The 17,260-nt window shown below is 69.6% G+C and carries 17 protein-coding genes; 5 read left to right on the top strand and 12 right to left on the bottom strand.

Annotated elements, in window-relative coordinates:
• Positions 1-46 precede the first annotated feature (46 nt).
• Entirely contained in the window at positions 47-727 is a 681-nt protein-coding gene (locus tag ACFWDI_RS36790; protein WP_142217884.1) for a response regulator transcription factor, read from the bottom strand.
• A complete protein-coding gene (locus ACFWDI_RS36785) occupies positions 724-1,980 on the bottom strand; it encodes an ATP-binding protein (protein ID WP_362681938.1) in 1,257 nt (418 codons plus the stop codon). The genes ACFWDI_RS36790 and ACFWDI_RS36785 overlap by 4 nt, the downstream gene beginning before the upstream one ends.
• 198 nt (positions 1,981-2,178) lie before the next feature.
• Here ACFWDI_RS36785 and phoU point away from each other — a divergent pair, with 198 nt between their 5' ends.
• Positions 2,179-2,856 (top strand): phosphate signaling complex protein PhoU, encoded by a 678-nt coding sequence (phoU, locus tag ACFWDI_RS36780; protein WP_385310932.1) that lies wholly within the window; start codon positions 2,179-2,181, stop codon positions 2,854-2,856.
• Between the two features lie 419 nt (positions 2,857-3,275).
• Here the strand turns inward: phoU and ACFWDI_RS36775 are convergent, their stop codons facing one another.
• The 3 genes from ACFWDI_RS36775 to ACFWDI_RS36765 all read right to left on the bottom strand — a co-directional run bounded on the left by ACFWDI_RS36775 (position 3,276) and on the right by ACFWDI_RS36765 (position 5,234).
• Positions 3,276-3,446, bottom strand: coding sequence for a CsbD family protein (locus ACFWDI_RS36775; protein WP_385310930.1), 171 nt, complete (start codon positions 3,444-3,446; stop codon positions 3,276-3,278).
• 32 nt (positions 3,447-3,478) lie between these two features.
• A complete protein-coding gene (locus ACFWDI_RS36770; protein WP_385310928.1) occupies positions 3,479-4,096 on the bottom strand; it encodes an HdeD family acid-resistance protein in 618 nt (205 codons plus the stop codon).
• Between the two features lie 376 nt (positions 4,097-4,472).
• Positions 4,473-5,234, bottom strand: coding sequence for a phosphoglyceromutase (locus ACFWDI_RS36765; RefSeq protein ID WP_327324464.1), 762 nt, complete (start codon positions 5,232-5,234; stop codon positions 4,473-4,475).
• Positions 5,235-5,375: 141 nt separating this feature from the next.
• Between ACFWDI_RS36765 and ACFWDI_RS36760 the strand changes: the two genes are divergently transcribed.
• Entirely contained in the window at positions 5,376-6,680 is a 1,305-nt protein-coding gene (locus ACFWDI_RS36760; RefSeq protein ID WP_385310926.1) for an MDR family MFS transporter, read from the top strand.
• A gap of 32 nt (positions 6,681-6,712) precedes the next feature.
• On the opposite strand, the gene ACFWDI_RS36755 is transcribed toward ACFWDI_RS36760, so the two are convergent.
• The 3 genes from ACFWDI_RS36755 to mshA all read right to left on the bottom strand — a co-directional run bounded on the left by ACFWDI_RS36755 (position 6,713) and on the right by mshA (position 10,948).
• Positions 6,713-8,398, bottom strand: coding sequence for a glycosyl hydrolase family 28-related protein (locus ACFWDI_RS36755; protein ID WP_385310924.1), 1,686 nt, complete (start codon positions 8,396-8,398; stop codon positions 6,713-6,715).
• Positions 8,399-9,126: 728 nt separating this feature from the next.
• The gene (locus ACFWDI_RS36750; RefSeq protein WP_385310922.1) at positions 9,127-9,615 is read right to left on the bottom strand and encodes a YbjN domain-containing protein; all 489 of its coding nucleotides are present in this window, start codon (positions 9,613-9,615) and stop codon (positions 9,127-9,129) included.
• Positions 9,608-10,948, bottom strand: a complete 1,341-nt coding sequence (gene mshA, locus ACFWDI_RS36745; protein WP_385310920.1) for a D-inositol-3-phosphate glycosyltransferase — start codon at positions 10,946-10,948, stop codon at positions 9,608-9,610. The genes ACFWDI_RS36750 and mshA overlap by 8 nt, the downstream gene beginning before the upstream one ends.
• Before the next feature lie 160 nt (positions 10,949-11,108).
• Here mshA and ACFWDI_RS36740 point away from each other — a divergent pair, with 160 nt between their 5' ends.
• From ACFWDI_RS36740 to ACFWDI_RS36730, 3 genes are all read left to right on the top strand, one after another.
• Entirely contained in the window at positions 11,109-11,891 is a 783-nt protein-coding gene (locus ACFWDI_RS36740) for a class I SAM-dependent methyltransferase (protein WP_385310918.1), read from the top strand.
• Positions 11,892-12,092: 201 nt separating this feature from the next.
• Complete coding sequence (locus tag ACFWDI_RS36735) at positions 12,093-13,190, top strand: NlpC/P60 family protein (protein ID WP_385310917.1); 1,098 nt, start codon at positions 12,093-12,095, stop codon at positions 13,188-13,190.
• Positions 13,191-13,424: 234 nt separating this feature from the next.
• Positions 13,425-14,681: a PP2C family protein-serine/threonine phosphatase gene (locus ACFWDI_RS36730; RefSeq protein WP_385310915.1), complete on the top strand. Its 1,257-nt coding sequence runs from the start codon at positions 13,425-13,427 to the stop codon at positions 14,679-14,681.
• Between the two features lie 61 nt (positions 14,682-14,742).
• Here ACFWDI_RS36730 and ACFWDI_RS36725 read toward each other — a convergent pair whose 3' ends face one another.
• The 4 genes from ACFWDI_RS36725 to ACFWDI_RS36710 form a co-directional block, all read right to left on the bottom strand.
• On the bottom strand, positions 14,743-15,084 hold the full coding sequence (locus ACFWDI_RS36725) for a DUF2516 family protein (RefSeq protein ID WP_362681977.1): 342 nt from the start codon (positions 15,082-15,084) through the stop codon (positions 14,743-14,745).
• A 136-nt stretch (positions 15,085-15,220) separates the two neighbouring features.
• Entirely contained in the window at positions 15,221-15,817 is a 597-nt protein-coding gene (locus ACFWDI_RS36720; RefSeq protein WP_385310913.1) for a hypothetical protein, read from the bottom strand.
• A gap of 25 nt (positions 15,818-15,842) precedes the next feature.
• Positions 15,843-16,295 carry a helix-turn-helix transcriptional regulator gene (locus ACFWDI_RS36715; protein WP_326650842.1) on the bottom strand — a complete coding sequence of 151 codons (453 nt, stop codon included), beginning with the start codon at positions 16,293-16,295 and terminating at the stop codon, positions 15,843-15,845.
• An 80-nt stretch (positions 16,296-16,375) separates the two neighbouring features.
• Positions 16,376-17,206 (bottom strand): SDR family NAD(P)-dependent oxidoreductase, encoded by an 831-nt coding sequence (locus ACFWDI_RS36710; RefSeq protein ID WP_385310911.1) that lies wholly within the window; start codon positions 17,204-17,206, stop codon positions 16,376-16,378.
• Between the last annotated feature and the right edge of the window lie 54 nt (positions 17,207-17,260).

Genomic DNA, 17,260 nt, shown 5'->3' with positions numbered 1-17,260 from the left:
CCGGAAAGGATTCCGGCGGGGCGCCCCTCGTCGTACTGCTGCCGGTTTACGGCTCGAACTTGTAGCCCAGGCCGCGCACCGTCACCAGGTACCGCGGCGCACCGGGGTCCGGCTCGATCTTGGCGCGCAGGCGCTTGACGTGAACGTCGAGGGTCTTCGTGTCGCCCACGTAGTCCGCACCCCAGACGCGGTCGATCAGCTGCATACGGGTCAGTACCCGGCCCGCGTTGCGCAGCAGCATCTCCAGCAGGTCGAACTCCTTCAGCGGGAGATCCACCTTGCCGCCCGAGACCGTGACGACGTGACGGTCCACGTCCATCCGGACCGGGCCGGCCTCCAGAGCTGCCGGGGTGACCTCCTCCGGTTCGCCGCGGCGGCGCAGGACCGCGCGGATGCGGGCGACCAGCTCCCGCGAGGAGAAGGGCTTGGTGACATAGTCGTCGGCTCCTATCTCCAGCCCGACGACCTTGTCGATCTCACTGTCCTTGGCGGTCACCATGATGACCGGGACGTTCGACCGGCCGCGCAGCTGGCGGCAGACCTCGGTGCCCGGCAGGCCGGGCAACATCAGGTCGAGGAGGACGAGGTCGGCGCCATTGCGCTCGAACTCGTCGAGCCCCTCGGGCCCCGTGGTCGCGATGGCGACCTCGAAGCCCTCCTTACGGAGCATGTAGGACAGGGCGTCGCTGAATGATTCCTCATCCTCGACGACGAGCACTCGGGTCACGGAAGGACCTCCGGGGCAGGGATTTCGGCGTTCGGATCGGTGTCGTAAGGCCGGTCGTCGTCCTCGTCGACGCGATCCGGTCCGGTGGTTTGACGGTCCCGTACGGCGCCCGCTTCGGGCAGCCGCAGGGTGAAGGTGGAGCCCTGTCCCTCGGAGCTCCACACCGTGACCTCCCCGCCGTGCGAGGCGGCCACATGCTTGACGATGGCCAGTCCCAGACCTGTACCTCCGGTGGCCCGGGAGCGGGCGGGGTCGACGCGGTAGAACCGCTCGAAGACCCGCTCGCGGTCCTTCTCGGAGATACCGATGCCCTGGTCGGTGACGGCTATCTCGATGAGATCCCCGCCGGGTGCGGCGACGCGGCGCGCGGATACACCGACGCGAGTGCGGGCCGGGGAGTAGTTGACCGCGTTCTCGACGAGATTGCCGAGTGCGGCGGCGAGCTGGCCGCGGTTGCCCCAGATATGCAGGTCTGCGGTACCGCCGGCGGCCATGGTGATCTGTTTGGTGGACGCCGGCTGCCGGGACCTGTCGATGGCCTCGGCGACCAGTTCGTCCACACGTACCGGCTCGGCGTCCTCCAGCGGGTTGTCGTTCTGCACCCGGGAGAGGTCGATGAGCTCCTGTACGAGGTTGGTGAGCCGGGTCGCCTCGATCTGCATCCGGCCGGCGAAGCGGGTGACCGCCTCGGGGTCGTCCGAGGCGTCCATGACCGCCTCGGAGAGCAGGGAGAGCGCACCGACCGGGGTCTTGAGCTCATGGCTGACGTTCGCGACGAAGTCGCGACGTACCGCTTCGATACGGCGGGCCTCGGTGAGATCCTCGACCAGGAGCAGGACGAGGCGGGAGCCGAGGGGGGCCACCCGGGCGGAGACAGCGAGGGCCTCGCCACGGCCGGTGCCGCGCCGGGGCAGGTCCAGTTCGACCTGGCGTATCTCGCCGTCGCGGCGGGTGTCGCGGGCCATGTGCAGCATCGGCTCGACGGCGAGCTTTCCACCGCGGACCAGACCGAGGGCGTACGCCGCGGAGCTGGCCTTGACGACGGAGTCGCTCTCGTCGAGGACGACCGCGGAGGAGCGGAGCACGGACAGGACAGTGTCGACGCCGGGCGGGAGCACGGCGTCAGTGTGCAGGGAGGTGCGGGTGGGTCTCCTCTGTTCGCGTTCGCTCCAGCGGAACGCCAGCATCGCGATGACACCGGTGCACAACCCGGCGATCGCTGCCGCTGCGGCGACCGCCGCGTTCACGTCCATGCCTCCAGGTTATGCGTGGTCCTGGAGATGCTCCCAGCCAAACGGGTGGCACCTCGAACAGTCGTCGCCCAGAGTTCACCATGGGGATAGGGACGGTTCACTTGCGGTGGAGGAGCCGGACGCGTAACGGACAGAACGTGGGAGCGTGGGGGTCCGAGCCCCACCCGGACCCCGGTCGCACCAAGAGAGGGACAACCCATGCGGGACGCGTACCACGAGGAACTGGACTCGATCGGCGAGGGCCTGGTCGAGATGGCCCGGCTGGTCGGGTCGGCGATCGGGCGCGCCACCACGGCCATGCTCGACTCCGATCTCAAGCTCGCCGAGAGCGTGATCGCCGCCGACCAGAAGGTCGACGATCTGCAGCACGACCTGGAGGCACGGGCCATCGCCCTGCTGGCCCGGCAGCAGCCGGTCGCGACGGATCTGCGGATAGTGGTGACCTCACTGCGGATGAGCGCGGACCTGGAGCGCTCGGGCGACCTTGCCCAGCATGTGGCCAAGCTGGCCCGGCTCCGCTTCCCCAACACGGCGGTGCCGCACGACCTGCACGCCACCATCCTGGAGATGGGGCAGCTTGCGCAGCGGCTGATGGCCAAGGCGGCGGAGGTGATCATCACCAAGGACGTCGACCTGGCGCTGCAGCTGGAGACGGACGACGACGAGATGGACCTGCTGCACCGGACGCTCTTCCAGCACCTGATGGACGACCGCTGGAAGCACGGCATCGAGACGGCGGTGGATGTGACGCTGCTCGGCCGCTACTACGAGCGCTTCGCGGACCACGCGGTGTCGGTGGCGAAGCGGGTCGTGTACCTGGTCACGGGCGAACACGCGGACGAGCTCCAGCCGCCGACGCAGGTCGAGGGCGTCTAGCGCGCCCTGCGCGCCGGGGGGCGCCCGCAGCAGCAGGGGGGCGGGGGCGTGCCTCCGCGCGCTGTTGATGCGCCCGTCGCAGCGGGCATGCAATGGGCAGAGGCGGACCATCTGGTACGCCATGAGGAGGGACCCATGGCCGAATCCCCCATGACCGACTCTCAGCAGGACACGCCTGTTGAAATGGTGTTCCTGCCCGTCCTCGGTGCCTGCGGCTGCGGTCCGGGCTGTGGCTGCGGCTGCCAGTCGGGTGGGCCGTGCCAGTGCGGTGGCTGCTGCGGGTAGCCGATCCCCGGTACGTACGCGCGTACGCGAAAGGGCCCCGTCCATGGACGGGGCCCTTTCCGACGCGCTCGGTACTACTTCTTCTGTCCGGAGAGGGCTGACCGGCTGGAACTCCGGGTGGAGGATGCAGCGCTTCAGTGCTTGAGGGTCTTCTTCGTCCTCTCCACAGCCAACTGGATCTTGCCCTTCACCTTCTCGTTGCGACCTGCGGCCCGCATGTGCCTGTCGCCCATGACATGCCCGACGGTCTCTTTGAGCTGGCCCTTCATCCGCCTCGCCGTAGCCTTCGCCTCGACCTTGTTCATGGCCGTACCTCCTGTGACGAGCGATTGCCGAACTACACCGTGGGCCGCTGCGCGGGCTCGAGACGCTTCGCTGCGGATCGCAGCGCGAGCGCCACCGCGACCTCGCCCAGGCTCATGAGGACCAGCCACAGCCCGAGCAGTCTGGCCAGCGCGGTAGCGGATTCCACCGGGAACGCGAGCACCACAATGCCGGCAACGATCCCGAGGACGGCCACGGCGAACGCCAACCCCCGATGCGGCATATCGCGTCCGCTGCCGACGACGAAGGCCGCCAGCAGCCCCGACACCAGCCAGTAGGCACCGACCACGAGCGACAGCACCGCGGTGGTCTGCAGCGGGTGCCGCAGGCACAGCACACCGGCCAGGATGGCCACCACCGCGACCAACACCGCTGCGACCCTGCCGCCGCCCTCGCTGTCCCGCGAGAAGGCCGTCACGAAGCGGAACGCGCCCGAGATGAGCAGGTACAGGCCGATGATGACCGCCAGAACGTGCAAGGTCTCGTCCGGCCAGACGAGCACGATGATCCCCGCCGCCAGGGTCACCAGAGCGACACCGAGCAACCACGTCCATGCGCCGCCCACATCGGCCAGCACGTCATTGGGATCGGCCGGCCCGTGAGTCGTCGCGGAATCGGATGGTGTGTTCATGACGCCCTCCCGGTTTACGGGGGTCGGGAGCCCGGTGACCGGCCTTGAGGTGGTGGGACGGCTCAGAGCAGGAACTGCTCCGGATGAGCGGGACGACGCATATGACCCACATGAAGATCCACATCACGAAAGAGGTGCGTCTTCATTGTCCGCTTGTACAGGAGCGCTCTCCCTCCATCGTCGCGCGGTTTCGACGCTGAAGCCATCCAGGCCCGTGGACGCCCACCTGGTGCCGAGCAGTCGGGACCGCGCGAAGGCCACCGCTCGGGCACTCAGGTCGCAAGAGCCGCCGCACTGACGGCCCACAGACGGCCCGAGATGAACAAAGGCCCCCCACCCGCGCCAAAAATGCAGGTGGGGGGCATGATCGCCATTCTTACTTCTTCTTGCCCTGATTCTTGACCGCCTCGATCGCGGCCGCGGCCGCGTCCGGGTCGAGGTAGGTGCCGCCCGGCTTGAGCGGCTTGAAGTCGGCGTCGAGCTCGTAGGCGAGCGGGATGCCGGTCGGGATGTTGAGGCCCGTGATGTCGGCGTCGGAGATGCCGTCCAGGTGCTTGACCAGGCCGCGCAGGCTGTTGCCGTGGGCGGCGACCAGGACCGTACGGCCGGTCAGCAGGTCCGGGACGATGCCGTCGTACCAGTACGGCAGCATGCGCTCGACGACGTCCTTGAGGCACTCGGTGCGCGGACGCATCTCGCTCGGGATCGTGGCGTAACGCGGGTCGTCGCTCTGCGAGAACTCCGAGCCGTCCTCGAGGGGCGGCGGCGGGGTGTCGTACGAGCGGCGCCAGAGCATGAACTGCTCCTCGCCGAACTCGGCCAGCGTCTGCGCCTTGTCCTTGCCCTGCAGCGCGCCGTAGTGACGCTCGTTCAGCCGCCAGGAACGGTGGACCGGGATCCAGAGGCGGTCCGCGGACTCCAGCGCGAGCTGCGCGGTGCGGATGGCGCGCTTCTGGAGGGAGGTGTGGAGTACGTCGGGGAGCAGGCCGGCGTCCTTGAGCAGCTCACCGCCGCGGACTGCCTCCTTCTCGCCCTTCTCCGTCAGATTGACGTCCACCCACCCGGTGAACAGGTTCTTCGCGTTCCATTCGCTCTCGCCGTGGCGGAGGAGGATCAGCTTGTACGGTGCGTCGGCCATGTGTCCGAGCCTAATAGACGCGAAAGAGCCGGACGACACCGGCGACAGTTGACGGTCGGCGTCAATTGACTGGCGGCGCCGAGCGCCGCGCTTGTAACGTGCGGATGCCTGCCAAGCCACTTACACCCGGGGGGAATCCGCATGTCCGTCGCCGGTCTGAGACGTGCCGCGAGAGAGAGCGTCTCGGGGCTGCCCCGTGAGTTCTGGTGGCTGTGGACAAGCACTCTGGTCAACCGGCTCGGCGCCTTCGTCGCGACGTTCATGACGCTGTACCTGACCCTGGAACGGGGCTATTCACCCTCGTACGCGGGACTTGTCGCCTCCCTGCACGGGCTCGGCGGTGTTGTCTCCTCGCTCGGCGCGGGTGTGATGGCCGACCGGCTCGGCCGGCGGCCCACGCTGCTGATCGCACAGAGCTCGACTGCCGCGTCCGTGGCGCTGCTCGGCTTTGTGCAGCACCCGGTCGCCATCGCGGCCGTCTCCTTCCTGGTGGGTATGGCGTCCAACGCGTCCCGGCCCGCCGTGCAGGCGATGATGGCCGACATCGTCCGGCCCGAGGACCGGGTGCGGGCCTTCTCGCTGAACTACTGGGCGATCAACCTCGGATTCGCCGTCTCCTCCGCGGGCGCGGGTTTCATCGCCGAGTACAGCTATCTCGCCGGCTTCCTCGGCGAGGCCGCGATGACGCTGATCTGCGCGGTCGTCGTCTTCGTCAAGCTGCCGGAGTCGCGGCCGGAACGGGCGAAGGCCACCGCGGACAAGCCCGCCGAGCCTGAGGTCAGCTTGGGGACCGTGCTGCGCGACAGGCGGTTCATGAGCGTCGTCGGGCTGTCGTTCCTGATCGCGCTGATCTTTATGCAGGGGAATGTGGGACTGCCGCTGGCGATGGGCGCGGACGGCTTCAGCAGCTCCGACTTCGGCATGGCGATCGCGGTCAACGGCGTACTGATCGTGGCCCTGCAGATCCCGGTGACCCGCTTCATCGAGCACCGCGATCCGCGCCGGCTCCTGATCATTTCCTCGCTGCTCGCGGGGTACGGCTTCGGGCTCACCGCTTTCGCCGGGTCGATCGCCGTGTACGCGCTGACCGTCTGCGTCTGGACGCTGGCCGAGATCGTCAACGCGCCGACCCAGACCGGACTTGTGGTGCGGCTCTCGCCGCTGCACGGCCGCGGTCGCTACCAGGGCATGCACACGCTGTCCTGGTCGGTGGCGGGACTCATCGCCCCGCTGATGTCCGGTTTCGTCATCGACCGGTACGGGGCGGAGTGGCTGTGGGGGATGTGCGCGGCGCTGGGGACGGTGGCGGGGCTCGGCTACTGGCTGCTGATGCGGAACCTGCCCGAGGAGAGCGGGGAGCACGCGGAGAGCGGGGAGAGCGCGGCGGATGCCGCCGGGCCCGTGCCCGCCGCCGGAGTGGTCAGCCCGCCTGCGTCCGTCGCGTAGGAGCCGCCGCGGGCCGGTGAGGTGCGGGCCGGTCAGGTGCGCAGCGCCCGCTGGGCCTCGTACAGATTGCCCGGACGCACCCCGCCCGGCTGTCCGTACGCCTCGATGCGCGAGCCCAGCGTGCCGCTGAAGTCCGGCACGTCGATCTGGTCGAACTCGCGGACCGCGCTGATGGCGACGGTCGCGCTGTACGGGGCGATCTGGTCGATCTTGATCAGCCCCGCGCGCTCGTTGGTGACGGTGACGTTCCAGTGGGTGGACCGGGCGCCGTACAGCGGTCCGGCGGACGCGTCGCCGCCATGGCGGCCGTTGTTGTTCACCGTGATCTCGGTACGGACGTTGGCGAACGGCATACCGCGGTGTGTGTCGAAGGTGCCCATTTCCATGTTTCCGCGCGACCAGACGTTGTAGCTGGACAGGCCCTCCACATTGATGCCGTGGAGCTGGGTGTTGGCGGGGGCCGGGACGGTGCGCCGGGCGATGGTGAAGTCCTCGATGAGGTTGTCGTGCGAGCCCTCGCGGCAGAAGTACGGATGGTGGGAGCCGCGGCCCTCGACCCGGGTGCGGCGCAGGGTGCAGGCGGAGGCGGCGACCAGGCCGAAGCCGTTGTCGACATGACGGACGGTGATGTCGTCGGCCCAGCAGTCGTACGCGCACTGGAAAGTGACGCCGTTGTAGCCCTTGTCGAGGAGGTGCTGGGACTGCGGGGTCTCCATGGCTTCGAGGGTCAGGCCTTCGACGCCGGAGCCGGTGAGCGGAGTGACGAGGGTGGTGATACGCGGGTCCCATTCGGGGCGTACGTCGAGGGGCAGCGGCCGTTCGAAGGTGACCTTGTTCCCCTTGACGGCCGTGATGCGTACGGGCCATTCGTAGGGGACGTAACTGGTCAGCTTGGTCTTGTCGTCCCAGACGTACGCCTCTGGGCCCGCGCCGCCGCCGGCCATGTGCTCAAGGAGGGTGTGGCCGGCGTCGTCGGTGAGGCGGAGGAGGACGAGCTGTCCGCCACGGAGGTGGGAGGCGTCGGGGACGGTGACGCACCAGTCGCCGCGCCTGGCGGGCCGGACGGTGGCGAGGGTGCGCCACTCGTCGCGCTTGTTGCCGGTCCAGCCCTCGAAGGGCCACGCCTTGGCCTTGATGGCAGTGGTGAGACTGTCCCAACGGCCCTTCGGGCAAAGCCAGATGAGGCCGCCGGCCCAGGACCACGACGACTTGTCGCCGCCGTAGCGGCTGCCGTACACGCCGATGAGCTCGGTGAGGTTCTTGGTGGCGTAGAGCTTGGTGCGGGTGCTGCCGGCGCCTTTGACTACGACGTTGCTGTGGCCGATACGGATCAGGTCGTCGATGCGGTAGGTGCCGGCGGGGATGTGGACCGTGCCGCCGCCGCGTTCGCCTACAGCGGCGACGGCACGGTTGATTGCGGGGGCGGCGTCGGCGGAGCCGTCCCGTTTGGCGCCGTAGGCAAGGACGTTGGCGACGACGGGGCGGCGGGGGAAACAGGGGGCTCCGCCTCGTTGACCTGCGTGGCCTACGTAGGGGATCTGCGGGTGGCTGTAGCGGTTTCGGCGGAACTCGTCCCACAGCGGGGAGGAAGTGGAGGGCGCGGTGGCGGCCGCGGCGGTGCGGTTGCCGGCGATGCCGCTCGCGGCGCAGGCGGCCGCGACGGCTGTGGCACTGGCGAGCAGACTCCGTCTGCTGATGGCGCGTCGACCGGTCTCCATGAGCCCACCCCTTCCACGGATGTGAACGACGTTCATATAAGCGTCTGCGGCGAGCATGCCATGGGCCTGCGGCGCGCGGGAAGGGGGCGTGCGGGGTCTTGTGGCCGGGGTGCGGGGTCTTGTGGCCCGGGGTGCGGGGTCTTGTGGCCCGGGCCTGGGGCGTCCGGTCTTGCCGGGTGCGGGACGCCTCCGGCGGGGTGCGGGGTCTTGTCGGGTGCGGGCTCCGGTGCCCCTCCGGGCTCGACTCCTCGGGGTCGGCGGCGTACAGGCTCTTGGTGCGTGACCCCGGTTTTGCCGCCAATCCCCTGTGGGGACGACCCTGCACGGCCCCTCCCCACCCGAACGACACGAGTGCGCCCCGCCGCGGGGGTACAGCGGCTCGCCGGAGGAAACCACCCACGGACAGCAACCATCAACGCCCCCGGCCCACGCTCACCACATGACCGGGCAACTGACGGGGACGACCCTGCACGGCCCCTCCCCACCCGAACGACACGAGTGCGCCCCGCCGCGGGGGTACAGCGGTTCGCCGGAGGAAACCACCCACCGAAGAGCAACCGACAACGCCCCCGGCCCACCTCGACCACATGACCGAGCAACTGGCGGAGCTGCCGCTCCTGGGGGTGTGGGGGCGTCAGCCCCCCACACCCCTTCCCCCGGCAGGGGGTCTGGGGGCGCAGCCCCCAGACTCGGGAAGGGGCGGGGCGGGGGAAACACCCCCCGCACTCCTACTTGGTCAGGTTTGTGAACGCCTCAAGATTCCTCGTCGACTCCCCCCGCGAAACCCTCCACGCGTACTCCTTGCGGATCGCGCTCGCGAACCCCAGCTCCAGCAGCGTGTTGAAAGAACCGTCCGCCGCCTCCAGGACCGTGCCCAGGAGGCGGTCCAGTTCCTCCGGGGTGACCACGGAGAGCGGGAGCCTGCCCACCAGGTAGATGTCGCCGAGGCGGTCGATCGCGTAACTCACCCCGTACAGGCGCAGGTTGCGCTCCAGCAGCCAGCGGTGGACCGCCGCGTCGTTCTCGTCCGGGTGCCGGATCACGAACGCGTTGATCGACAGCGAGTGCTTGCCGACGATCAGCGAGCACGTCGTCGACAGCTTGCGCGTGCCAGGGAGTTTCACCACGTACGAGCCGGGCTCCGGGCTCTCCCACTCGAGTTCCGCGTCCTTGAGCGTCTGCTCGATGACCTGCGCAGCCTGCCGTACGTCAGCCATGGTGCGAGCGTACCCGGCGGCGGTGTTCGTACATCGCCGCCGTGTAGACGTCCGCCGTCGCCGACGCCGCCGTGTCCCAGCCGAAGGACTTCGCGTGGCAGGCCGCCGCCGCGCCCATCCGGTCGGAGAGGGCCGGGTTGTCCAGCAGGCGGTGCAGCACGGCCGCGTAGTCCTGCGGGTCGTGGCCCGGGACCAGGAAGCCGGTCAGCTCGTCGCGGACCGCCACCGGGAGGCCGCCGACCTCCGCCGCCACCACGGGCGTGCCGGCCGCCTGGGCCTCGATCGCGACCAGGCCGAAGGATTCGCTGTACGAGGGCATGACCAGTGTGGACGCGGCCCGGAACCAGTCCGCGAGGCGGTCCTGGCCGACCGGCGGCTGGAAGTGGACGATGTCCGCGATGCCGAGGCGGGCGGCCAGTTTCTGCAGGCCCTCCGGCTTGGCGAGGCCGCTGCCGCTCGGGCCGCCGACTATCGGTACGAAGAGCCGGGAGCGCAGGGACGGGTCGCGTTCGAGGAGCAGCGCCACCGCGCGGAGCAGTATGTCGGGGGCCTTCAGCGGCTGGATGCGGCCCGCGAAGAGCGGGACGAACGCGTCCTGCGGCAGCCCGAGGCGGGCCCTGGCGGCGGCGCGGCCGTCCGCGGGCCGGAACCGTTCCAGGTTCACGCCCGGGTGGACGACGGCGACCTTCGCCGGATCGGCGTCGTAGAAGCGGACGAGCTCGTCGGCCTCCTCCGCGGTGTTGGCGATCAGCCGGTCCGCGGCGCGCACGATCTGGGTCTCGCCGATGACACGGGACGGCGGCTCGGGGGTGTCCCCCTCGGCGAGCGCGGCGTTCTTGACCTTGGCCATGGTGTGCATGGCGTGGACGAGCGGGACGCCCCACCGTTCGGCGGCGAGCCAGCCGACGTGGCCGGAGAGCCAGTAGTGGGAGTGGACGAGGTCGTAGTGGCCGGGGCGGTGACCGGCCCAGGCCTGCATCACGCCATGTGTGAAGGCACACAGCTGGGCCGGGAGTTCTTCCTTGGCGAGGCCCTCGTAGGGCCCCGCGTCGATATGCCGTACGAGCACGCCGGGAGCCAGCTCCACGACCGGCGGCAGCCCGCCAGCGGTCGCCCGCGTGAAGATCTCGACCTCGATGTTGATGGCGGCGAGCCGCTTGGCGAGTTCGACGATGTAGACGTTCATGCCGCCCGCGTCGCCCGTCCCCGGCTGGTGCAGCGGGGAGGTGTGAACGCTGAGCATGGCGACCCGTCGCGGCTTGCGATGGCCGCCGGGAAACCGGATACGCGGTGCCGCCAGGCTGCCGCCGAGGCGGGAGACGTACTGGCTCACGTCGACGTTCCTCCTCGCTGCGGGCGCGGCAAGCTGCGGGGCGATAGCAACCTCCAAAGCCTCACAACAGCGGACTCCCGGCTTCCATTTCCAGCCCTCTTTCGCTTTGCCAAATCATTACCGTAGGGAGGCCGTGTCACGACCGCATACCCTCGCTTTTATGACCCGTCCCGTCGGCACCGCGACCCGCGGGACGACCAACCCCAACCGGCTGCGGCGCATGGACCGCTGGATCGCGGCGACGCACGGACCTGCGCTGCGCCGCGACGACGCGCCTGTCGCCGTCGATCTCGGGTACGGCGCCGCCCCCTGGACCGCGCTCGAGCTGATGCAGCGGCTGCGTACGGCCGAGCCCCGGTGCGAGGTCGTCGGCATCGAGATCGACCCGGCGCGGGTCGCGGCAGCGAAGCCGTACGAGCGCGAGGGGCTCAGCTTCCGGCACGGCGGCTTCGAGGTCCCCCTGGAGCGGCGGCCGGCGCTCATCCGGGCTGCGAATGTGCTGCGCCAGTACGACGAGGGCGAGGTCGCCGCCGTCTGGGCGCGACTCCGTGCGCGCCTCGCGCCCGGCGGGCTGCTGGTCGAGGGCACCTGCGACGAGATCGGGCGACGGCACGTCTGGGTCGCGCTCGGCCCGGAAGGTCCGCGCACGCTCACCTTCGCGACCCGGCTCGGCTCCCTGCAGCGCCCGTCCGATCTGGCGGAACGGCTGCCGAAGGCGCTGATCCACCGCAATGTGCCGGGCGAGCCGGTGCACGCCTTCCTGCGGGATTTCGACCGGGCGTGGGCGGCGGCCGCTCCGTACGCCTCACTGGGCGCCCGGCAACGCTGGATCAGAGCCGTACGGGACATGGCGTCCGACTGGCCGCTGACGGACGGCCCGCGGCGGTGGCGGCAGGGGGAAGTCACGGTGAACTGGGCGGCGCTCGCCCCCAATTCCGTATGAACAGGCGCCGCGCGAGGGAACGCAGAGGGCGCGTTGTTCGTCCCTGACGAGTGGGATTGATCCTCCAGTCGGCAGATCAACACCCGTTGACCCTGTCGATTTTGTGGACGTCGTGGCACCATCGCGACGTCGCCCGTAAGTTACTGACGGTAAATCACATTTACGTGTTCTGATGTGCGCCCGAAGTCCGAAGGGGGAGTCGTGAACCGACGCCGCTGTGCCACTGCCGCGATCACTATGGTCTGCGCACTGACCGTGCTGGCGTCACCCGGCCAGGCCTTCGCGGCCCCCGAGCCACCGCCGACGAGCGGGTCGGGCGCCGCCAAGGACGCCCCCAGGAAGTCGGCCGCCAAGGACGCCCCCAGGAAGTCGCTGGAGCAGGTGCGCCAGGAGATCGACGCCCTCTACCGCAAGGCCGCGTCAGCGACCGACGCGTACAACCTCGCCAAGGACCAGGCCGACAAGCAGTCGGCCGAGATCGTCAGACTCGCGCAGGAGATCGTCAAGGGACAGGCCCGGATCGACGATCTCAAGAACCGCGCGGGTGCCGCCGCCCGCGCCCAGTACCGCGACGGAGGACTGCCGCCCGAGGCGCAGTTGGTGCTCACCGACGATCCGCAGCTGTTCCTGGACGGGGCCGGCCGGATCCAGCAGGGCCAGAAGGCCACCAAGGACCTCCTTGGCGAACTGACCAGGACGCAGGCCGACTTGGCGGCGTACACCAAGGACGCGAGCGCACAGTGGCAGAAGCTCGAGGCCAACCGCGTCAAGCAGGCCAAGGCCAAGAAGGAGATCACCGCCCAGCTCGCCGCGGCCAAAAAGATAGAGGACAAGCTGGAGAAGGAGGAGCGGGAGCGGCTCCTCCAGCTGGAGCAGAACGCCGAGTACAAGGCCCAGACGGCCTGGCTGAGCTCGGGCGTACTGAAGGAGATCAGCCGCAGCGCGAGCCCGCAGGGCAAGAAGGCGATCCAGTTCGCGACGGCGCAGATCGGCAAGCCGTATGTGTGGGGAGCGGAGGGCCCGGGGTCGTACGACTGCTCGGGGCTGACGTCACAGGCGTGGTCGGCGGCGGGGAAGGGCATCCCGCGCACCTCGCAGGAGCAGTGGCGGCTGCTGCGGCGGATCGAGATCAAGGACATGCGGCCGGGCGACCTGATCATCTACCACGCGGACGCGAGCCATGTGGGGATGTACATCGGCGACGGAGCGATCGTGCATGCGCCGCGACCCGGGCGGAATGTGACGATTACGGGCGCGGGTTCGATGGCGATCCTCGGAGTGGTACGTCCGGACATGTGACGCGCATAAGCGACCCGAACGAGTGACGCGTAAAGGAACAAGTCCGCGGAGTGACAATCGCGTGATGTTCGTCATGACGCCTTGAGCAAGTACCTCCCCATGCGCGGCATATGACAGTGGCTCTTCGCACTTCACCATTCCGCTCCGATACCCGGTACCGCTATGGTCCCGGTCTGGTGAAGCGTCGATCGTCGCATCACCGCGCCCTCGGGGGGAGGGAAGGAACCAGGAACGATGCCCGTACCCGTACCGCGACAGAGGGGTGTCCCCGTCGCGGAGACCGACCGCGGGAGCACCGGCGCCGCCGGCAGCTCCGGCGGCGGCGACCTCACGCTTCTGGTGATCGAGGACGACCCGGCGGGCACCTTCACCGTCCCCCAGCTGCTCGACGCGGCAGGCACCCGGGTCCGTATCCGCAGCGCCCGCAATCTGACCGAGGCGGAGCGGCTGCTCACGGACGACGTCCACTGCATCCTCGTCGACCTCGCGCTGCCCGGACACGGCGAGGAGGAGCTCGCCCCGCTCAAGCACGTTCTGCGCCTCGCGCCGCGCCACGCCGTCCTCGCCCTGACCACCTCGGGCGACGCGGAGCGCGCCGCCGAGGCCGTACGGGTGGGGGCACAGGACCATCTCTTCCGCGACGAGCTCGACGGACGGCTGCTGAGCCGCGCCATCCGCTACGCCGTCGAGCGCAAACGCGCCGACACGGCCCAGGTGAAGCTGGCCGAGTCGAGACTGCGCGCCCAGGAGAACGCCCGCCTGGAGCGCGGCCTGCTGCCCACTCCCCTGCTCCAGGGCTCGGATCTGCAGTTCGCCGCGCGCTACCGGCCCGGCCGCTCGCGGGCACTGCTCGGCGGCGACTTCTACGACACGGTCCGCACCGCGGACGGCACGGTCCACGCGATGATCGGCGACGTCTGCGGCCACGGCCCGGACGAGGCGGCGCTCGGCGTCGAGCTGCGTATCGCCTGGCGGGCGCTGACCTTCGCGGGCCTGTGCGGGGACGAGCTGCTCTCCACGATGCAGCAGGTGCTGGAGCACGAGCGGGAGAGCGAGGAGATCTTCGCGACGCTCTGCACGGTCGACATCGCCCCGGACGGGCGGCGGGCCGGCCTCTGCCTGGCGGGCCACCCGACGCCGCTGATCGCCCGGCACGGGCGGACGGCCAAGCTGCTTCCGTACGACGACAACGGCCCGGCGCTCGGCCTGCTGCCGCGCGCCCGCTGGCCGCGCCGTCAGGTGGAGCTGGGCGGTGCGTGGAGCCTGATGATGTACACGGACGGGCTGATCGAGGGCCGCCGGGGACCGGGCGAGAAGCAGCGCCTGGGCCAGGACGGGATGGTCGAGATGATCAACCGGCAGCTGGCGGCGGGGCTCGAGGGCGAGGCACTGCTGGAGGCGGCGGTCTCGGAGGTGCGCGACCTGAACGGCGGGGAGCTGACCGACGATGTGGCGGTGCTGCTGCTGAGCAGGCACGGGGCCCGTAGGTAGCCCGCACCCGAAGGCGGGGCCGGCGGGCTACCGGGTCTGCGGGCCCGACGGGCTACTGGGTCTACCGTCCGCCGTTGTACGGACCGTACGGGCCGTCGCTGCTGGAGCCGCCACCGCGGCGGCCGCCGCCGCCGGAGACCTGCTTGAGGGCGGGCCGCACGTCCACGAAGAAGACGATGCTGGCGATCAGTCCGGCGATCGACAGGAACAGCACGGAGACGAAGAGGTTCACCGCGACCGTGATGCCCAGGATGATCAGCCAGAAGGACTTCTTCTGCTTGTCGGCGGCGCGGTAGGCGTCCTCGCGGGCCATGGCCGCCATGATCAGCGCGGTCACGGACGTGCCGAGGAAGACAAGGTCGAGCACCAGCCAGAGCCCGAAGTCGAATCCCGCACGCAACATGCTGAGCACCGCCTCATAAGTGGTTTGTAGCGCCTCGCGGCCAAGGTACCGGGAGCGAGGTACGGGGAGAACGAGCCGGACACCCCAAAGGTGCCCGGCCCGTCTGCCCGGTAAGCGCTACCGGTGTTGCCCGGTGTTACTTGGCGGACTGCGGCGCGGGCTTCTTCGGCGTCGTCTTGCGCGCCGGGACCTTGCGGGCGGCTGCCGGAGCGGGCTTCTTGGCCTCGGTCTTCGCCTCGGTCTTCGTCCCGGTGGCTGCGGCCGCGGGCTCCTTCTCGGCGTCCGGCTCGACGGCGACGGCGATCTCGGCGATCTCATCGGCCGCCTCGCCGCGCCACGACCTCACGACCTGCTCGCCCTGCTCGGCGACCTTCTCGTAGGTCTCACGGGCCTTGACCGCGTACTCGGCGGCCACGCCGACACCACGCAGCGCCAGGTCCTGAGCGGTCTCGCCGAACTTCTTCAGATCGGTGTCAAGGGTCTCGAGCACCTCGGTGACCTTGGCCTGCACGGTGGCCTGGGCCTCCTTGGCCTGGGTGGTCACCTTCTCCTGAACGGCCTTGGGGTCCGCGTTGCGCACGGCATCGATACGGCCCGGAGCCTCGGCCTTGAGCTGCTCGATCAGCGCGGGAACCTTCTTCGCCTGCTGGACGGCGAGATCGGCGGTACCGGCCGCGAAGTAGAGGGGAGTCGGGTCGGTGAGGGTCTTGCGCAGGTCATCGGTGATGGCCATGACTGTGGTCCTCCCGGATCGCAGATCAGTTTGAGGGTTGGTCGGCATCACTGCCGTCGGCCGTGCGGGGGCCTTCAGCGGCGGTGTCCATGGTGTCCGTGGAGTCCATGATGTCCGTGGAGTCCGTGTTCTCGAACCCGTTCTCCTTGCGGAAGGACTCGTAGATCTGCAGCAGCACTTGCTTCTGCCGCTCATTGATCGAGGGGTCGGCGAGGATGACGGCACGCGTCTCCAGCTCCTCCCGCTCCCGCTCGTCAAGGATCCCGGCCCGTACGTACAGCGTCTCGGCGGAGATCCGCAGCGCCTTGGCAACCTGCTGCAGAACTTCCGCGCTCGGCTTGCGCAGGCCGCGCTCGATCTGACTCAGATACGGATTGGACACCCCGGCGGCGTCGGCGAGCTGCCGCAGCGAGAGCTGCGCTGTGCGCCGCTGCTCACGCAGATACTCACCGAGATTGCCGACGTTGAGTGATGCCATGCCCCGATAGTGCCCTGCCGTCGCTAACTATTGCAAGCACATGCTTGCAATAGTGTTCCACGACACCACCCGGGTGTGGTTCACCCGGCGGCGCGACTGACGCCTTCCCAGCTCGCCCATACCTCCTTACGCCGGTCGGCGCTCTCCTGGGCGACGTCGTACATCGCGCCGCCGAGGATCAGCCGCAGGGGCGGCTCGTCGCTGTCGACCAGTGCGAGCAGGGCTTTGGCCGCGTCGGCCGGATCGGCGTCCTCGGCGTCCTGCCACATTTCGGCGAGGGCGGAGTGCAGCGGGGCATAGGCCTCGTGGGCGGGCTGGGTGCGCATGGCGGTGTAGAGACCGGTGGTGTACCCGCCGGGCTCGACGATGCTCACCTTGACGCCGAACGGCGCGACTTCCTGTGCCAGCGCCTCGGTCATCCCTTCCAGCGCCCACTTGCTCGCGCTGTACAGCCCGCTGGTGGCGAAGCCGATGACCCCGCCGACGCTGGAGATCTGCACAACGTGGCCTCCCGACTGCCGGCGCAGGTGAGGGAGAACGGCCTGGGTGACCCACAGCGCGCCGAAGAAGTTGGTCTCCAGCAACGCCCGGGCATCGGCCTCGGTGAACTCCTCGACGGTGCCCATGCCCATGATGCCCGCGTTGTTGACGACGACGTCCAGCCGCCCGAACGCAGCGGCGGCCTGCTCCACCGCTGCGAAGACCGCAGCGCGATCGGTGACGTCCAGCGGCAGGGCGACCAACCGGCCGGGATGCTCGGCGGCGAGGGCAGTGAGCGTCTCGGTCCGCCGGGCGGCGCCGACGACGCGATCGCCGGCGTCCAGGGCTGCCCGGGTGAAAGCGAGGCCCAAGCCGCTGGATGCGCCGGTGATGAACCAGACGCGGTCGGCGGCAGCGGCGCTTCGGGGCATGCGGTTCTCCAATCAACGGAACGAGACGCTCCGCCTTGCTTGATTCGGGTCTGC

The sequence above is a fragment of the Streptomyces sp. NPDC060064 genome, assembly GCF_042736455.1.
GTDB lineage: Bacteria > Actinomycetota > Actinomycetes > Streptomycetales > Streptomycetaceae > Streptomyces.
This window is presented reverse-complemented; position numbering and strand designations above follow the sequence as displayed.

Excerpts from the sequence above, each read along its gene's own strand:
- ACFWDI_RS36765 (WP_327324464.1), bottom strand. The coding sequence starts at position 5,234 with ATGGCCGACGCACCGTACAAGCTGATCCTCCTCCGCCACGGCGAGAGC.
- ACFWDI_RS36760 (WP_385310926.1), top strand. The coding sequence starts at position 5,376 with ATGTCCGTCGCCGGTCTGAGACGTGCCGCGAGAGAGAGCGTCTCGGGG.
- ACFWDI_RS36720 (WP_385310913.1), bottom strand. The coding sequence starts at position 15,817 with ATGGCCATCACCGATGACCTGCGCAAGACCCTCACCGACCCGACTCCC.
- ACFWDI_RS36725 (WP_362681977.1), bottom strand. The coding sequence starts at position 15,084 with ATGTTGCGTGCGGGATTCGACTTCGGGCTCTGGCTGGTGCTCGACCTT.
- ACFWDI_RS36785 (WP_362681938.1), bottom strand. The coding sequence starts at position 1,980 with ATGGACGTGAACGCGGCGGTCGCCGCAGCGGCAGCGATCGCCGGGTTG.
- ACFWDI_RS36770 (WP_385310928.1), bottom strand. The coding sequence starts at position 4,096 with ATGAACACACCATCCGATTCCGCGACGACTCACGGGCCGGCCGATCCC.
- phoU (WP_385310932.1), top strand. The coding sequence starts at position 2,179 with ATGCGGGACGCGTACCACGAGGAACTGGACTCGATCGGCGAGGGCCTG.
- ACFWDI_RS36715 (WP_326650842.1), bottom strand. The coding sequence starts at position 16,295 with ATGGCATCACTCAACGTCGGCAATCTCGGTGAGTATCTGCGTGAGCAG.
- ACFWDI_RS36710 (WP_385310911.1), bottom strand. The coding sequence starts at position 17,206 with ATGCCCCGAAGCGCCGCTGCCGCCGACCGCGTCTGGTTCATCACCGGC.
- ACFWDI_RS36730 (WP_385310915.1), top strand. The coding sequence starts at position 13,425 with ATGCCCGTACCCGTACCGCGACAGAGGGGTGTCCCCGTCGCGGAGACC.
- ACFWDI_RS36775 (WP_385310930.1), bottom strand. The coding sequence starts at position 3,446 with ATGAACAAGGTCGAGGCGAAGGCTACGGCGAGGCGGATGAAGGGCCAG.
- ACFWDI_RS36740 (WP_385310918.1), top strand. The coding sequence starts at position 11,109 with ATGACCCGTCCCGTCGGCACCGCGACCCGCGGGACGACCAACCCCAAC.
- ACFWDI_RS36755 (WP_385310924.1), bottom strand. The coding sequence starts at position 8,398 with ATGGAGACCGGTCGACGCGCCATCAGCAGACGGAGTCTGCTCGCCAGT.
- ACFWDI_RS36750 (WP_385310922.1), bottom strand. The coding sequence starts at position 9,615 with ATGGCTGACGTACGGCAGGCTGCGCAGGTCATCGAGCAGACGCTCAAG.